The sequence below is a fragment of the Streptomyces sp. NPDC014907 genome (assembly GCF_055562975.1).
The window spans coordinates 62403-76791 of the sequence record NZ_JBVHEG010000003.1 but is presented as its reverse complement, the minus strand read 5'-3'; the positions used below and the strand labels follow the sequence as shown (position 1 = coordinate 76791).

At 75.0% G+C, this 14389-nt stretch carries 10 protein-coding genes, 2 tRNA genes and 1 other RNA gene; 6 read left to right on the top strand and 7 right to left on the bottom strand.

Annotated features, from left to right (window positions below; translation table 11 throughout):
• Nucleotides 1-17 precede the first annotated feature (17 nt).
• Nucleotides 18-431 carry a hypothetical protein gene (locus ACZ3IL_RS09545; protein WP_467388342.1) on the bottom strand — a complete coding sequence of 138 codons (414 nt, stop codon included), beginning with the start codon at nt 429-431 and terminating at the stop codon, nt 18-20.
• Nucleotides 432-957: 526 nt separating this feature from the next.
• Nucleotides 958-1045 (bottom strand) — tRNA-Ser (locus ACZ3IL_RS09540).
• Between the two features lie 118 nt (nt 1046-1163).
• On the opposite strand from ACZ3IL_RS09540, the gene ffs reads away from it, so the two are divergent.
• The 6 genes from ffs to ACZ3IL_RS09510 all read left to right on the top strand — a co-directional run bounded on the left by ffs (nt 1164) and on the right by ACZ3IL_RS09510 (nt 10255).
• Nucleotides 1164-1262: signal recognition particle sRNA small type (gene ffs / locus ACZ3IL_RS09535), an RNA gene on the top strand.
• 300 nt (nt 1263-1562) lie between these two features.
• The gene (locus tag ACZ3IL_RS09530) at nt 1563-3728 is read left to right on the top strand and encodes a DNA polymerase III subunit gamma and tau (RefSeq protein WP_467388340.1); all 2166 of its coding nucleotides are present in this window, start codon (nt 1563-1565) and stop codon (nt 3726-3728) included.
• A 61-nt stretch (nt 3729-3789) separates the two neighbouring features.
• On the top strand, nt 3790-5040 hold the full coding sequence (purD, locus tag ACZ3IL_RS09525; RefSeq protein WP_467388338.1) for a phosphoribosylamine--glycine ligase: 1251 nt from the start codon (nt 3790-3792) through the stop codon (nt 5038-5040).
• Nucleotides 5041-5348: 308 nt separating this feature from the next.
• Nucleotides 5349-7409: a M48 family metalloprotease gene (locus ACZ3IL_RS09520; protein WP_467388336.1), complete on the top strand. Its 2061-nt coding sequence runs from the start codon at nt 5349-5351 to the stop codon at nt 7407-7409.
• Nucleotides 7410-7797: 388 nt separating this feature from the next.
• Nucleotides 7798-9258, top strand: a complete 1461-nt coding sequence (locus ACZ3IL_RS09515) for a N,N-dimethylformamidase beta subunit family domain-containing protein (RefSeq protein WP_467388334.1) — start codon at nt 7798-7800, stop codon at nt 9256-9258.
• An 85-nt stretch (nt 9259-9343) separates the two neighbouring features.
• Nucleotides 9344-10255, top strand: a complete 912-nt coding sequence (locus ACZ3IL_RS09510; protein WP_467388332.1) for a phosphoribosylaminoimidazolesuccinocarboxamide synthase — start codon at nt 9344-9346, stop codon at nt 10253-10255.
• Nucleotides 10256-10406: 151 nt separating this feature from the next.
• Here the strand turns inward: ACZ3IL_RS09510 and ACZ3IL_RS09505 are convergent.
• The 5 genes from ACZ3IL_RS09505 to ACZ3IL_RS09485 all read right to left on the bottom strand — a co-directional run bounded on the left by ACZ3IL_RS09505 (nt 10407) and on the right by ACZ3IL_RS09485 (nt 14332).
• Nucleotides 10407-10482 (bottom strand) — tRNA-Gly (locus ACZ3IL_RS09505).
• 22 nt (nt 10483-10504) lie between these two features.
• Nucleotides 10505-11125, bottom strand: coding sequence for a response regulator (locus ACZ3IL_RS09500; RefSeq protein WP_467388330.1), 621 nt, complete (start codon nt 11123-11125; stop codon nt 10505-10507).
• Nucleotides 11122-12591 carry a sensor histidine kinase gene (locus ACZ3IL_RS09495; RefSeq protein WP_467388328.1) on the bottom strand — a complete coding sequence of 490 codons (1470 nt, stop codon included), beginning with the start codon at nt 12589-12591 and terminating at the stop codon, nt 11122-11124. Before ACZ3IL_RS09495 ends, ACZ3IL_RS09500 begins: the two co-directional genes overlap by 4 nt.
• On the bottom strand, nt 12588-13418 hold the full coding sequence (locus ACZ3IL_RS09490; protein ID WP_467388326.1) for an ABC transporter permease: 831 nt from the start codon (nt 13416-13418) through the stop codon (nt 12588-12590). The genes ACZ3IL_RS09495 and ACZ3IL_RS09490 overlap by 4 nt, the downstream gene beginning before the upstream one ends.
• On the bottom strand, nt 13415-14332 hold the full coding sequence (locus ACZ3IL_RS09485; RefSeq protein ID WP_467388324.1) for an ABC transporter ATP-binding protein: 918 nt from the start codon (nt 14330-14332) through the stop codon (nt 13415-13417). The genes ACZ3IL_RS09490 and ACZ3IL_RS09485 overlap by 4 nt, the downstream gene beginning before the upstream one ends.
• Nucleotides 14333-14389: the final 57 nt, after the last annotated feature.

Sequence of the window (14389 nt, the reverse complement as noted above, 5' to 3'; positions counted from 1 at the left end):
CCTCGGACCGGAAACCGCTAACGCTTGAAAGCGCGGGTCGGCGAGCAGTTGTCAGGACGCAGCGATCCGCGGTTCCTGCACACCCGCATGTCGGCCGTATTGGTGTGGAGGGTCGCGCCGTCGTACACGGTATTTTCGAGCGGGACGCTGCGCTTCTGCACGCCGTTGAAGCGCTGCCACGGATAGCGGTGCGCCCTCACTTGGAGGTACACGTTGTGCCCGTCGTTTTCGTCGGAGTCGACAAGCGTCCCCCTGAAACGGAAGGCTCCGTGCTTCTCGCCGGAGGGCTCCCACCTGTACTCCACCGCCTGGAACCGGGCTCCCCCGGTCTCCAAGGCCTCCGGGACGGAGTGCCACGAGTCGGCGACCGCCACCCCCACGCCCCCGAAGAACAATCCCGCGGCCACCGCCGCTGTAGCCAACTTCCTCATGGATAACCTCTGTCGAGTTGTGCGTCGGCTGAACACGGCAGAAGGTATCGGCATGACTTCGCGACAGAAGCCGCAGGAACGTCCCTTCCGTGAATTAACCTCCGTTCCGGTGAACGAAGGAATTCATGCCGGATCGCACCCCTTAAGGGTGAGCTTTTTGAGAACGGCTTTCCGGCGTGAGGGCAGCGGGACAGGTTGACGGTTCCGCCCGGAGGACCGGCAAGGCGCAGAGGTCGATGTGAGCGGGGGCGCGGCGGTCGGCTTCGTGAAGCACGTCACACGGTGATGGGTGCGTTTCGTTCCCCGGCGTTCCGGGTCTCCCCGGAGACGGGGGCGTCGGGGGGAAGTCCGGTGGCACCGCTCGGGTGCGGGAGCCCTGCGTGGACGCGCAGGAAATCCGTCGGAGAAGGCCGTGGGTCCGGCCGGCGGATTTTTCGGAGTCCGACCGGAGGGGAAGGGGGCGGACAACGTCGAAGGGCCCCACCGCGAACGGTGGGGCCCTTCGACATCGTGCCCGGTGAGGCACTGGCGGAGGATACGAGATTCGAACTCGTGAGGGGTTGCCCCCAACACGCTTTCCAAGCGTGCGCCCTAGGCCTCTAGGCGAATCCTCCGACGGGAACATTACATGACCGAGGGGGGTGCTCGCGAACTCGATCCGGGGCGGGGCCGGCGGCGGGTTTCGTGGGGGAGGGGGGGGGGTCCGGGGCTGCCGGGATCGGGTAGTCTGGGCGGAGCCCCTCACGCGGCGCTATCTGACTGAACTCCCCCAGGGCCGGAAGGCAGCAAGGGTAGGTCGGCTCTGGCGGGTGCGTGGGGGGCGCTTGCGTTTCCGGACCGAACCGGGCCACCGGGCGGCCTCGGCCTTGTTCCCGTTCCTGTTCCCGGTCGGCCCCCGGCCCCGCTGCCTCTCCCGGTCCTGGTCCCGTTCCCGGTCCGCCCTCGGCCCCGCCGCAGCTCCCAGTCCTGATCCCGCTCCCGTCCCCGCTCCCGTCCCCGGTCCTGCCCCCGCGTCCGCCTCCCGCCGCCGCTCCCTGAGGCTTCCGGAGGTCGCCCGCCGGTCCCCGGCGGAGAGGCCCCGTCCCGGTCGTTTTTCCCGGGATGTCGGCGGGCGCCTATAACCTCGTACACGTGTCGTCTCTCGCGCTCTACCGCCGTTATCGCCCCGAGTCCTTCGCCGAGGTCATCGGGCAGGAGCATGTCACCGACCCGTTGCAGCAGGCCCTGCGGAACAACCGGGTCAATCACGCGTACCTGTTCAGCGGGCCCCGCGGATGCGGCAAGACGACCAGCGCGCGGATTCTGGCGCGGTGCCTGAACTGCGAGCAGGGTCCGACGCCCACGCCCTGCGGGGAGTGCCAGTCCTGCCGGGACCTCGCGCGGAACGGGCCGGGTTCGATCGACGTCATCGAGATCGACGCCGCCTCGCACGGCGGTGTGGACGACGCCCGTGACCTGCGGGAGAAGGCCTTCTTCGGCCCCGCCTCCAGCCGGTACAAGATCTACATCATCGACGAGGCCCACATGGTCACCTCGGCGGGCTTCAACGCCCTCCTGAAGGTGGTCGAGGAGCCGCCGGAGCACCTGAAGTTCATCTTCGCCACGACCGAGCCCGAGAAGGTCATCGGGACCATCCGGTCGCGGACCCACCACTACCCGTTCCGCCTGGTGCCGCCGGGCACGCTGCGGGACTACCTCGGCGAGGTCTGCGGCCGCGAGGGCATTCCCGTCGCCGACGGCGTGCTGCCCCTCGTCGTGCGCGCCGGCGCCGGGTCCGTGCGTGACTCGATGTCCGTCATGGACCAGCTCCTGGCCGGCGCCGCCGACGACGGCGTGACCTACGCCATGGCCACCTCGCTCCTCGGCTACACCGACGGCTCGCTGCTCGACTCCGTGGTCGACGCCTTCGCCGCCGGTGACGGCGCCGCCGCCTTCGAGGTCGTCGACCGGGTCGTCGAGGGCGGCAACGACCCGCGCCGGTTCGTCGCCGACCTCCTGGAGCGGCTGCGCGACCTGGTGATCCTGGCCGCCGTGCCGGACGCCGCCGAGAAGGGGCTCATCGACGCCCCGGTCGACGTGATCGAGCGCATGCAGGCCCAGGCCTCCGTCTTCGGCGCCGCCGAGCTCAGCCGGGCCGCCGACCTCGTGAACACCGGACTCACCGAGATGCGGGGCGCCACCTCGCCCCGGCTCCAGCTGGAGCTGATCTGCGCGCGCGTCCTGCTGCCCGCCGCCTTCGACGACGAGCGGTCCGTCCAGGCCCGGCTCGACCGGCTCGAGCGCGGTGCCGCCGCTGCGCCCGCGCCCGTCTTCACGCCCGGTCCCCCCGCGCCCGCCGCGGGGTACGTCCCCGGGCCCGACGCCCACACCCCGATGGCCCCGCCCCCGCCCGCCCCGCGGGCGCAGGCCGCGCCCGTACAGGCCGCGCCCGTCCCCGTGCAGCCGCAGTCACAGCCCCAGCCGCAGCAGGCGGCGCCGTCGCAGGCGCCCGCCGCGCCCCGGCCCGGTGCCTGGCCCGGTGCGGCCGCGCCCGGCAGCGGCGGCTCCGGCGGCGCCCCGGGCGCCTGGCCCGGCGCGGCGTCCGCCGCCCCCGCTGCTCCCGCCCCCGCGCAGGCGCAGCCCGCTCCGCAGGCCCCCGTGCCCGCCGCCGCCGGCGGTGACACCGCCCAGGTGCGGAACATGTGGCCGCAGATCCTCGAAGCCGTCAAGAACCGGCGCCGCTTCACCTGGATTCTGCTCAGCCAGAACGCTCAGGTCGCCGGGTTCGACGGCACCACCCTCCAGCTCGGTTTCCTCAACGCGGGCGCCCGCGACAACTTCGCCGGCAGCGGCAGCGAGGACGTCCTCAAGCAGGCCCTCGCCGAGCAGTTCAACGTCCAGTGGAAGATCGAGGCGATCATCGATCCCTCGGGCGGCGCCTCGCCCCCGCCCGCCGCCGCCAACTTCGGCGGAGGCGGCAGCGGCGGTTTCGGCGGCGGCGGCGGTGGCGGTTTCGGAGGGGGAGGCGGCGGCCGGCCCGCGTCCGGCCCGCCCGCCGCCCCCGCGCCCCCCTTCCCGCAGGCCCCCGGGCCCGCCCCCGAGCGGCCGCGGTCCGCGTCCGCACCCGAACGGCCCGCCTCCGCACGGCCGGAGCCCGCGCCCGCGTACCCCCCGGCCCCCGCGCCGCGGTCCGTGGCGCCCGAGGACGACGTACCGGAGGAGGACGATCCGGACCTCGTCGACTCGGCCCTCTCCGGGCACGACCTGATCGTGCGCGAGCTCGGAGCCACGGTTGTGGAGGAATACACGAACGAGTAGCGCCGTCTCGCTCGGTGACCCGTACGAAGGGCATCCCGCTCCGCGGGCTACTCTGGCTGGCGTGAAGGTCCTCGTCATCGGCGGCGGCGCCCGCGAACACGCCCTGTGCCGCTCTCTCTCCCTCGATCCCGACGTCACCGCTCTGCACTGCGCGCCCGGCAACGCCGGAATCGCGGAGGTCGCGGAGCTGCACGCCGTCGACCAGCTGGACGGCGACGCGGTCGCGCGCCTCGCCACCGGGCTCGGCGCCGGCCTGGTCGTCGTCGGCCCGGAGGCCCCGCTCGTCGCGGGGGTCGCCGACGCCGTCCGCGCGGCCGGCATCCCCGTCTTCGGCCCCTCGCGGGAGGCGGCGGAGCTGGAGGGTTCCAAGGCCTTCGCCAAGGACGTGATGGCCGCCGCGGGCGTGCCGACCGCCCGCAGCTACGTCTGCGCCACCCCCGAGGAGATCGACAGGGCGCTCGACGCCTTCGGCGCTCCGTACGTGGTGAAGGACGACGGCCTCGCCGCGGGCAAGGGCGTCGTCGTCACCGACGACGTCGAGCAGGCACGCGCCCATGCGCGCGCGTGCGACCGCGTGGTCATCGAGGAGTACCTGGACGGCCCCGAGGTCTCCCTCTTCGCGATCACCGACGGCACCACCGTCCTGCCGCTCCAGCCCGCGCAGGACTTCAAGCGCGCGCTCGACGGCGACGAGGGCCCGAACACCGGCGGCATGGGCGCGTACTCCCCGCTGCCCTGGGCCGACCCGAAGCTGGTCGACGAGGTCCTGGAGACCGTCCTCCAGCCGACGGTGGACGAGCTGCGCCGCCGCGGCACCCCGTTCTCCGGCCTGCTGTACGCGGGACTGGCGATCACCAGCCGCGGCGTCCGGGTCATCGAGTTCAACGCGCGCTTCGGCGACCCCGAGACCCAGGTCGTCCTGGCCCGGCTCGCCACCCCGCTCGCCGGCGTCCTGCTGAACGCCGCCAACGGCACCCTCGCCGACCAGGCGCCGCTCCGCTGGCGGGACGACGCCGCGGTCACCGTGGTCGTCGCCTCCCACAACTACCCGGACACCCCGCGCACCGGCGACCGGATCGTGGGCCTGGAGGAGGTCGCGGAGCTGGACGCCCCGCACGCGTACGTGCTGCACGCCGGTACGAAGCGGGACGGCGACGCCGTGGTGAGCGCGGGCGGCCGCGTCCTCTCGGTCACCGCCACCGGGAGGGACCTGGCGCAGGCCCGCGAACGCGCCTACGCGGCGGTCGGCCGCATCCGGCTCGACGGCTCCCAGCACCGTACGGACATCGCGCGCAAGGCCGCCGGGGCCTGATCGCCGGTCCGCCGGGGCCCGGTTCCTCCGTGTGCGGAGGGGCCGGGCCCCGCGCGTACGGAGCCGGTTCCTTCGCGCGGCCGTGCGGTGGACCGTACGGCCGCGCGAACGGCCATCACCTTTGCCCAAAGCCATTCCATCGAGTGACGGCTGGGCCATCCGGATGACGCCCGCCACCACCCCAACTAGGGTGCGGCGAAGGCGTTCCGGCACTTGGCCCACCGGCATTGCGATGTCAGTGACGGGTGCCACAGTGGGGGAGTGACCAACACCGCCACGGGCAGTCCCGTCGAGGGCAGGAGGGGGTGATGGACGGCGTGACCGGTACCGGTTCCGTCGCCGGCGAGGAGTGGGGTGCGCGCGCCGCGCGCTCCCGGGCCCTCGCCGTCCTCCGCGTCCGCGGCAGGGCACTGGGCCTCGCGGTGCTCCCCGCCGCGGTGGCCGTCGTCCTGTACGCGGGCGGTGTCACCGGCCACTTCACCGGTACGGGCTGGGACACGGCCCGCCGGGTCGTGACCGTCCTCGCGGTCGTCGTCCTGCTCGCCGCCACGGCCGTCGCCCTCGTCGTCGCCCGCGCCCGGCCCGCCGCCACGCCGACCGTGGACCTGGCCGAGGCGGCCGCCCCCGACCTGTACCGGCTCGTCCACGACCTGGCCGACCGGCTCGGCGTCCCGCCGCCCGCCGCGATAGCCCTGACCCCGGACTGCGACAGCTGGCTGGAGGACCGGACCCACCGCGCCCACCGGACCGCCCGGACCCGCCGGGCCCCCGGGGCGGGCGGCCGCGGCACCCGCGGTGCTCCCGTCCTGGTCATAGGCTCGCCCTTCCTCTGGTGGATGCGCGTCGGCGAACTGCGGGCGGTCCTCGCCCCCGTCGTCGCCGGCACGGGTCCGGCAGCCCACCCGGACATAGCCGCCGCCCGTCGCTTCGTCCGGGGCCTCGACGCCGCCGTCGCCGTGCCCCGCGAGCCCGGCCTCGGCCCGGTGCGCAGGCTCGGGGCCCGCGGTGTCGGGCAGGTCGCCCGCGTCCTGCTGCGGGCCTGCCGCGGACACGCCGCCGAGATGGAGCGCGGGGTGGCGGCCGCGGGCTCGGAGCGCGCCCAGGAAGTCGACTACGGCGTACGGATCGTGGCGCAGGAACAGGTCGGCCTGGCCTACGCGGGCTGGGACCGCCTCCTGACCCGGGTCGCGCTGCCCGCCTGGCGCATGGGCCGCTGGCCCACCGGGCTCGACGCGGGCGTGGTCTCCGCGCTGACCGAACTCTCCCGCCGCGACCGGCTCGCGGACGGCTTCTCCTCCCGGCTCGGCGACCGCCCGGCCTGCGACCTCCTGGAGGAGCCCGGTGCGGTCGACGAGGCCACCTCGCTGCTCGCCGCCCGCCTCTTCCACGGCGGTCCGGCCGAACCCGGCCCCGACTGGTCGCCGGTGGAGTGGGGCCAGTACCCGGAGGAGGTCGTGGACCGGAAGTGGCGCACGGACGCGGCCCGTCTCCACCGGGTCCTCGACGGCCTCGGCGCGGCCGCCTCCTCCGCCGCTCCCGGCGCCCTGCCGTCCGCCGAGGGACCGACCCTGTCCCGGGTGATCGACCACCTGGCGACGGAGCCGGACCCCGGGGCCGCGGAGGAGGAACGGGACGCCGCGGTGCCGGGGTCCGGCCCGGTCGCGGACGCCGCTCCCGCCCCCGTTCCCGCTCCCGACGGCGACAAGCCCGACGCCTCGACCGGCCCGGGCATCCCGGCCGGCCTGGCAGACCCCTCAGGCCCGTCAGGCTTCCCGGACCCCTCAGCCCCCTCGAACCCGTCAGACTCCCCGGTCTCCTCGGCCTTCTCGGACCCGTCGGCTCTCTCGAACCCTTCGGACCCGTCAGTCCCGCCGGACCTCCCGGACCTGGACGACGCCCTTCCGGTCAACCCCGCCGCCGACGCGCTCGCCGGGGCTCTCAGTGCCCTGCTCGCGCGCGAGGAGGCCGCGCGGGAGGCGAGGGTCGCCGCCGAGAGCGCGCGGAGCGGGGCGACGGCCGACGGGGCTCCGGGCTCCGCCCCGTACGCGGCGCCGGACCCCGCCCCGTACACGGGCGTCACCGGTCCCGACGGGCCCCTCCCGCTCTTCCCGCTCCAGCCGCCCCGGAGCGGCCGCGACCTGCTCGCCGACCACGTGACCGCGATGGTCTGCTGCGCGGCCGTGGACACCGCGGAGGCCGTTCCCGGACTCGACTGGCTCGACGGCCCCGCCCTCCTCGTCGGCGGGGAGCGGGCGGCGGACCTCGGCCCCCGTGTCCTCGCCCTCGTGGAGGACGGGGACCCCGGGCCGCTGCGGGACTGGATCGCGCGCACCGGCGTACGCCCCGAGAAGCCCGTGCGCCTCGTCTGACGCGCGGCGGAGGCGGCGCGGGACACGGGCCCGGGGCATAGACCAGGAGCACAATCCGGAGTCTTGGCTTCCGTTCTCGTCAATTCACGACGAACGGTGACGGAGTGCGCGCGTTATGTGATGTGCTGGAGGCCATCACTGACAGAAGCCGAACCAGAAGCGCCAACCGGGCGTCCCCCACCACACGACGCACGCCGGTCGGCGCCCACCGGGCGGCGCAAGACGAACAGCACGAACCGAACAGCACGAACCGAGCGGCACCACCAGGCGGCACGACCGAACAGCACGACCCAGCGACACGGACCGGGCGGCACGACCGAGCGGCGCGGACCGGAAGACGCACCACACACTGGCCGGCGGACCGGGGGAGTCGAGGGAGGGGCGCATCATGGGGGCGGATCAGATCAGGCGGTGGGAGTCGGGCGCGCTGGCGCACGCCGTGTCCGACCCGTTCGGCCAGGGGCCGCTGCCCTGGCTGCGCGGTTCGGACAACTACTTCGACGACACCGGCCAGATGGTGCCCTGGTACGCGGACGAGGTCCTGGCCCGGGGCGGCGGCGGTGGCCCCCGCACGGCCGACGACGTCCGGCGCCAGGTCAAGGGATTCGCGGCCCGCGGGGCCGTCGCGCCGGGCGAGTCGATCGACTTCCACGTCACCGTGGACCCCCCGCAGCAGTTCTCGGTCGACATCTACCGGATCGGTCACTACAGCGGCGTCGGCGCCGCGAAGATCACCACCAGCCCGCGCATCTCCGGGATCGTCCAGCCGCCCCCGCTCACCGCCGACCGCACGGTCTCCTGCCACCACTGGTGGCAGTCCTGGCGGCTCCAGGTCCCCGGCTACTGGTCGGTCGGCGCGTACGTCGCCGTCCTCACCACCGCCGACGGGCACCGCTCCCACGTCCCCTTCACGGTCCGCGACGACCAGCCGGCCGATCTGCTGCTCGTCCTCCCGGACGTGACCTGGCAGGCGTACAACCTCTACCCGGAGGACGGCCGCACCGGCGCCAGCCTCTACCACGCCTGGGACGAGGAGGGCCGGCTGCTGGGCGAGGAGGAGGCGGCCGTGACCGTCTCCTTCGACCGCCCCTACGCGGGCGCGGGCCTCCCCCTGCACGTCGGGCACGCCTACGACTTCATCCGCTGGGCCGAGCGCTACGGCTACGACCTGGCGTACGCCGAGACGCGCGACCTGCACGCGGGCCGGATCGACCCGGGCCGCTACCGGGGCCTGGTCTTCCCCGGCCACGACGAGTACTGGTCGGTGCCGATGCGCCGGGCCGCCGAGCGCGCCCGCGACCTGGGGACCTCGCTCGTCTTCCTCTCCGCCAACACCATGTACTGGCAGGTGGAGCTGGGCCCCTCGCCCTCCGGCGTGCCGGACCGGCTCCTCACCTGCCGCAAGCGGCGCGGACCGGGCCGGCCCGCCCTCTGGCGCGAGGCGGGCCGCCCCGAACAGCAGCTCCTCGGCATCCAGTACGCGGGCCGGGTGCCCGAACCGCACCCGCTGGTCGTGCGGAACGCCGGCCACTGGCTCTGGGAGGCCACCGGCGCCGGGGACGGCGACGAGATCCCGGGCCTGGTCGCGGGGGAGGCCGACCGCTACTTCCCGCGCACCGCCCTCCCCGAGCACGAGAGCCGCATCCTGCTCGCGCACTCGCCCTACCGGGACGGCGACGGGGTCCTGCGCCACCAGGAGACGTCCCTCTACCGGGCCCCGTCCGGGGCCTGGGTCTTCGCCTCCGGCACGTTCGCCTGGTCGCCCGCGCTCGACCGGCCGGGGCACGTCGACCCCCGTGTCCAGCGCGCCACCGCGAACCTCCTCGACCGGATCTGCAAAAGGGACTGACCGCGCCCGGAGAGCCCGCCCGCGGGTGGTCCGCGCCCGTGCGAGAGAATCGGGGCGCTCCTGGATCAACCTACGCGGAGGAACCGTGTCCGGATTCGTAGAAAAGCCCGAGCCCGTCCAGGTCCCGGGCCTCACCCATCTCCACACGGGCAAGGTGCGCGACCTGTACCGGAACGAGGCCGGTGACCTCGTGATGGTGGCGAGCGACCGCATGTCCGCGTACGACTGGGTGCTGCCCACCGAGATCCCCGACAAGGGCCGGGTCCTCACCCGGCTCTCCCTGTGGTGGTTCGACCGGCTCGCCGACCTGGTCCCGCACCACGTCCTCTCCACCGACCTGCCCGCCGGTGCCCCCGCCGACTGGGCGGGCCGCACCCTGGTCTGCAGGTCGCTGGACATGGTCCCGGTCGAGTGCGTCGCCCGCGGCTACCTCACCGGCTCCGGCCTGGCCGAGTACGAGGAGTCCCGCACGGTCTGCGGGCTCGCGCTCCCCGAGGGGCTGACCGACGGCTCCGAACTGCCCGGCCCGATCTTCACCCCGGCCACCAAGGCCGCCGTGGGCGACCACGACGAGAACGTGTCGTACGAGGAGGTCGCCCGCCAGGTCGGCGCCGAGACGGCCGCGCTGCTGCGCCAGACGACCCTCGCCGTGTACTCCCGGGCCCGGGACATCGCCCGTGAGCGCGGGATCGTGCTGGCCGACACCAAGTTCGAGTTCGGCTTCGAGAGCACCCCGGACGGCGACCGGCTCGTCATCGCCGACGAGGTCCTCACCCCGGACTCCTCGCGCTTCTGGCCGGCCGACCAGTGGCGGCCGGGCCGCGCCCAGCCCTCGTACGACAAGCAGTTCGTGCGGGACTGGCTGACCTCCCCGGCCTCCGGCTGGGACCGCCGGAGCGAGCAGCCCCCGCCGGCCCTGCCTCAGGAGGTCGTGGACGCGACCCGCGCCAAGTACGTCGAGGCGTACGAGCGCCTCACCGGCAACACCTGGAGCTGAGGTCCGTTCCGCCCCGGGGCGCGTGGACGACACGCGTGCCGGGGCGCCCGGACGGGCGGGCCCTCCGCCGGAGTGTGGCGTCCGCGCCGGGGAAGACCCCGTGCTGCGGGCACGAGAAAGCCCCCGGTCGGACCGACCGGGGGCTTCTTCGTGGAGCGGACGACGAGATTCGAACTCGCGACCCTCACCTTGGCAAGGTGATGCTCTACCAACTGAGCCACGTCCGCATGCGCCGTAGCGCGGAGACCACTATACCCAACCTTTCGCCCGCGCGAGACGCACCGCCGTGTGACGGTTCTCGGCACCGAGCTTCGCGGCGGCCGAGGAGAGGTAGTTCCGGACGGTCCCGGGGGAGAGCCCGGCGCGGCGGGCGATCTCCGCGACGGGGGCGCCGTCGGCGGACAGTTCGAGCACCTCGGCCTCCCGCGCCGTCAGCGGGGAGTCCCCGGCGGCGATGGCGTCGGCCGCCAACTCCGGGTCCACGTAACGGTTTCCGGCATGGACGGTGCGGACGAGTTCGGCGAGCCTCCGGGCGCTGACCGTCTTCGGGACGAAGCCCCGGACCCCGGCCGAGAGGGCCCGCTTGAGGTGTCCGGGCCGGCCGTGACCGGTCACGATCACGGTCCGGCAGTCCGGCAGTTCGTCCCGCAGGGCCGTGGCCACCGTCACACCGTCCATGCCGGGCATCTGGAGGTCGAGCACGGCGACGTCGGGGCGGTGGGCGCGGGCCATGGCGAGCGCTTCGGGGCCGGTGGCGGCCTCGGCGACGACCACGAGGTCGTCCTCCAGGCCGAGCAGCGCGGCGAGCGCGCCGCGGATCAGGTGCTCGTCGTCGGCGAGCAGCACGCGCACGCGTGCGGGGGCGTTCACCGGGAGGCCTCCGTACGGCTCGCGGAGGGCCCGGCCGTTCCCGGACGGGGACCCGCGCCCGCCCCCGTACGGTCCACCGGCCCTTCGGCCGTCTTCGCCCCCGTGCGGTCCGGGGACCCTTCGGCCGCGCCTGCCCCCGTATGGTCCGGGGTCCCCCCGGCGGCCCCCACCCCCGTACGGCCCGCGGGGTCTCCGTCCGCCCGCGCGTCCGTCCCGTTCTCCGTCCCGTTCTCCGTCCGGCCGGAGGGGACCCTGACCGTCACCCGGAACGTGCCGCCGTCGCCGGGGCCCGCCTCCAGGGTTCCGCCGAGCGGGGCGAGCCGTTCGCGCAGGCCGAGGAGACCGGTACCGGAACCGTCCCCCCTCCCGGCGGCCCCCGCGCCGTCGTTCTCCACCGTCAGCAGCACCGTCCCGTCCTCCTCCTCGCGCACGCGGATCGCGCAGTGCCGGGCGTCCCCGTGCCGCAGCACGTTCGTCGTGGCCTCCCGGACCACCCAGCCGAGGGCCGCCCGGACCCCGCCGGACAGGACGGGCCCCGTCGCCCCGCCCGCGTCCACGGCGCAGTCGATCCCGGCCGCGCCGAGCACGCCCCGCGCGCCCTCCAGTTCGACCAGCAGGTCCGCCTCGCGGTAGCCGCGCACGACGTCCCGCACCTCCCGCTGGGACTCCCGGGCGATGCGCTGGACCTCGATCATCTGGTCGACGGCCTCGGGGCGCTCGCGCCGTGCGAGCCGGACGGCGAGTTCGCTCTTGAGGGCGATCACGGACAGGTTCCTGCCGAGGATGTCGTGCAGGTCCCGGCCGAACCGCAGCCGCTCCTCCGCGACCGCGAGCCGGGCCCGCGCGTCACGCGCCTCGTGCAGTTCGAGGAGGACGCCGAGCACCCACAGCGAGAGGCGGACGGTGACGGCGAGCCAGCCGGTGACGAAGAGGACGGCCGCCGCCGTCATCGCCGCCCGGGCCGCGTCCCGCCCGGCGAGCGGGGCGAGGACGAGGAGCGCGGCTCCCCAGGCCGCCTGGTGGAGGACCACGGTCCGCACGCGGACGACCAGGGCGTGCCCGGCGAAGAAGGGGACGGACGCCGTGGTGAGCATCGGGGTCAGGAGGCCGTCCGCGCCGGTGGTGACGGTCACCAGGAGGACGGCGCCGGCGGTCGCGGCCCCGGCCGCCGCCGAGGGCAGCGCCTCGCGCGGCCGGACCGTGGTTCCCGGCCGCAGGTAGGCGTCCATCGCGCGTCGCAGGAAGCGGTGGCCGAGGAGGCCGTTGAGGGGGTTGAGCAGCGAGGCGGCGACGGCCAGGAGGAGCGGGGCCTCGTGCCGGACCGGCCGGGTGGCCAGGAGCAGCCCGAGGCCGAACACGGCGCCCCACACCAGCGTGTACGCGGTGGCGCGGGTGTACAGGTCGACCTTGGCCGTGCTGCTCCGTCCGCTCCAGCTCTTCACGCGCGTCCGCCCCTCGTCGTTCACCGCCGTGGTTCCCAGCGGAACCACCGCCGGACGGCGAACACCGAGAGTACGGCCCAGGCCGCCGTCGTCAGCACGGCGCCCGTGAGTTCCCCGGGGGTCGCGCCGCCGGACCAGCCGGCCCGTACGAGGGTGATCACGCCGGTCAGCGGCAGCAGCGCGCAGACGGAGGCGACGTGCTCGGGCAGGAGGGAGAGGGGGACGAAGAGCCCGGAGCCGACGGAGGAGACCAGGAGCAGCGGCAGGGTGGTGAGCTGGGCGCTCTCGGCGGTGCGGGTGACGGCGGAGGTGGCCGCGGCGACGCCGGTGAGCAGGACGGTGCCGAGGAGGACCCCGGCGAGGAGCAGGCCGGGCCGGGCGGGCGCGGGCAGGCCGAGGACGGCCACGCCGCCCGCGGTCAGGACGGCGCACTGGGCGAGCGCGAGCGCGGCGGCGGGCAGCGCGATCCCGGCCAGGATCTCGGTGTCGGTGGGTTCGCCGGTCCGCAGCCTTTTGAGGACGAGGGCCTCGCGGCGGGCGACGAAGGCGGCGACGAGGTTGCCGTGCACGACCATCAGGAGGGCCATGCCGATGCCTCCGGTGACGGCGGCCCCGGCGATGCCCGTGCCCGCCGGGCCGAGGGCGGCGTTCCGGAGGGAGCCGCGGATCACGCCGACCATGAGCAGGGGGACGAGGACGCCGGCGAAGAGCGCGGTGCGGTTGCGGACGAGCAGGGTCAGTTCGGCCCGGCCGAGTGCCGTGAGCCGCGTCCGGCGGGAGGAGGCCCCGGGGGTCCCCGGGTCCGCCGCGCGTCCCGTGGCGGGGGAGGCCGCCGGGGAGGTCGTGGTCACGGGGTGTCCTCCGTTCCGGAGTGCCGCGAGGCCACGTGCAGGAAGGCCTCTTCGAGGGAGGCGGACCGGGCGTCGAGTCCGCCGAGCCGCACGCCGGCGTCGCGGGCCCAGCCGAGGAGCGCGGCGAGGTCGTCCTGGAGGGAGGCGGTGCGGATCTCCACCCGTCCGCCGTGTTCGGCGGCCCGCAGCCGCAGGGGGAGCCGTCCGGCCGGTACGCCGTCGGGGAGGGCGAAGCGGATGCGGGCGGGCCGGGAGGCGGTGATCTCCGCCGGGGTCCCGGAGAGGACGATCCGGCCGCCGTGCATGATCGCGAGCCGGTCGGCGAGGGCTTCGGCCTCTTCCAGGTAGTGGGTGGTGAGGAGCACGGTGGTGCCGCCGTCGCGCAGGGCGCGGACGAGGTCCCAGGTGTCGCGGCGGCCCTCGGCGTCCAGGCCGGTGGTGGGTTCGTCGAGGAAGAGGACCTCGGGGCGGCCGAGGAGGGCCAGGGCGAGGTCGAGCCGGCGCCGTTCGCCGCCGGACAGCTGCTTGACCCCGACCCGTTCGCGGCCGGTGAGCCCGGTGGCGGCGAGGGCCTCCCCGGGGGGCCGGGCTCCGCTGGTGCACCCGGCCCACATGCGTACGGTCTCGGCCACGGTGAGGTCGGCGGGGAAGCCGCCTTCCTGGAGCATCACGCCGATGCGGGGGCGGACGGCGGCCCTTTCCCGGTACGGGTCGTGGCCGAGGACGCGGGCGGTGCCGCCGCTGGGGGCGGCGAGGCCCTCCAGGAGTTCGACGGTGGAGGTCTTGCCGGCGCCGTTGGTGCCGAGCAGGGCGAAGATCTCGCCGTGGGGGACGGTGAAGGAGACGCCGCGTACGGCTTCGTGGCCGCCGGTGTAGCCGCGGCGCAGGTCCTCCGCCTGGATCGCGTAGGTCATGCGTCCAGCGTTCCGGCGGCGGGGCCGGTCCGGCAGTGCGCGCCGTCACCACTCGCC

What these genes read in the sequence shown, in the direction of transcription:
- ACZ3IL_RS09515 (WP_467388334.1), top strand. Translation starts at nt 7,798, where the DNA reads ATGGGGGCGGATCAGATCAGGCGGTGGGAGTCGGGCGCGCTGGCGCAC.
- ACZ3IL_RS09485 (WP_467388324.1), bottom strand. Translation starts at nt 14,332, where the DNA reads ATGACCTACGCGATCCAGGCGGAGGACCTGCGCCGCGGCTACACCGGC.
- ACZ3IL_RS09520 (WP_467388336.1), top strand. Translation starts at nt 5,349, where the DNA reads ATGGACGGCGTGACCGGTACCGGTTCCGTCGCCGGCGAGGAGTGGGGT.
- ACZ3IL_RS09545 (WP_467388342.1), bottom strand. Translation starts at nt 431, where the DNA reads ATGAGGAAGTTGGCTACAGCGGCGGTGGCCGCGGGATTGTTCTTCGGG.